At 59.4% G+C, this 1,400-nt stretch carries 1 protein-coding gene and 1 pseudogene; both read left to right on the forward strand.

Annotated elements, in window-relative coordinates; all coding sequences use genetic code 11:
• Positions 1-609 (forward strand): annotated as a pseudogene (locus tag HMPREF9538_RS10490) (penicillin-binding protein 1C); the annotation flags it as partial.
• Positions 610-769: 160 nt separating this feature from the next.
• Complete coding sequence (gene ndk, locus HMPREF9538_RS10485; protein ID WP_004144312.1) at positions 770-1,201, forward strand: nucleoside-diphosphate kinase; 432 nt, start codon at positions 770-772, stop codon at positions 1,199-1,201.
• Positions 1,202-1,400 lie beyond the last annotated feature (199 nt).

Genomic DNA, 1,400 nt, shown 5'->3' on the forward strand with positions numbered 1-1,400 from the left:
GGGGGGCTGCCGAGCGATCCGCGCCCGGCAACGGTCAGCCAGGGGACAATCTGCTGGCCTGGCGGGCAGGATCTGCCGGCGGGCGACAGCAACTGTCGTCGTCGCCTGGCCAGCTGGCTTTTGGATGCCAGCCAGCCGCCGACTCTGCTGCTGCCGGGGCAGGAGAGCGTACGCGGGATCCGCTTCCCGGTGTGGCGCAATGAACACGGCGAACGGGTGGCGGCGGATTGTCCCGGCGCTCGGGAAAGCCAGGTCGAAGTCTGGCCGCTGCCGCTGGATCCCTGGCTGCCGGCCAGCGAAAGGCGGCGCGCGCGCCTGGGACCGGCATCGGAGTCATGCCCGCCGTTACAGACTCAGGATACCGCGCCGCTGGTGCTGTCCGGCATCCGTGATGGGGCAGTGATAAAACGTCTCCCGGGTGAGGCGCGGGTGATGTTGCCGCTACAAACCAGCGGTGGGGAGGGGCGGCGCTGGTGGTTTATTAATGGCGAACCGTTAGAGGCCGCCGGCGCAAGAACCACGCTAACGCTGGATAAACCCGGCGAGTGGCAGTTGGTGGTGATGGATGAAGCGGGCCAGACGGCAGCCGCCAGCTTTACCCTGCAATAACCAGGGTAAATTTGTTGTTGGCGGTTTGTGTTTTCAATACTCATCTTATTTTAACAAAATGTTACCTTCATCCGTAGGCAGGGGCGGGGATGCTCATTATAATGCGCGCCAGGCCATACAATCGTATGTGCAACAACAGAACATTTAATTAGAGGTAATCATGGCTATTGAACGTACTTTTTCCATCATCAAACCAAACGCGGTGGCAAAAAACGTTATTGGCAGCATCTTTTCCCGCTTTGAAGCTGCAGGGTTCAAAATCGTCGGCACCAAAATGCTGCACCTGACCGTTGAACAGGCTCGTGGTTTCTATGCTGAGCACGAAGGTCGCCCGTTCTTCGACGGTCTGGTTGAGTTCATGACCTCCGGCCCGATCGTGGTTTCCGTTCTGGAAGGCGAAAATGCGGTACAGCGTCACCGTGACCTGCTGGGCGCCACCAATCCGGCAAACGCCCTGGCGGGTACCCTGCGCGCTGACTACGCTGACAGCTTCACCGAGAACGGCACCCACGGTTCCGACTCTGTAGAATCCGCTGCCCGCGAAATCGCGTTCTTCTTTGCTGAAGGCGAGGTTTGCCCGCGCACTCGCTAATCTCCTGCGTCTTTCACGCCACAGCATTGTTGGCTTCCTTCGCGCACCCCGGTCACATAGTTATCTATGCTCCCGGGGATTTGCGAACTCGCCGTCTCGCTGTGACCTGAAATACTTTGGAGATACAAACCTCGTCTTTTCGACCGTCGCGGCGTTGGCTGCGCGCGTTCACCCCGGTCACATAGTTATCTATGCTCCC

Origin of the sequence: Klebsiella sp. MS 92-3 (genome assembly GCF_000195655.1) — a bacterium.
Lineage (GTDB): Bacteria > Pseudomonadota > Gammaproteobacteria > Enterobacterales > Enterobacteriaceae > Klebsiella > Klebsiella pneumoniae.

What these genes read in the sequence shown, in the direction of transcription:
- ndk (WP_004144312.1), top strand. Translation starts at nt 770, where the DNA reads ATGGCTATTGAACGTACTTTTTCCATCATCAAACCAAACGCGGTGGCA.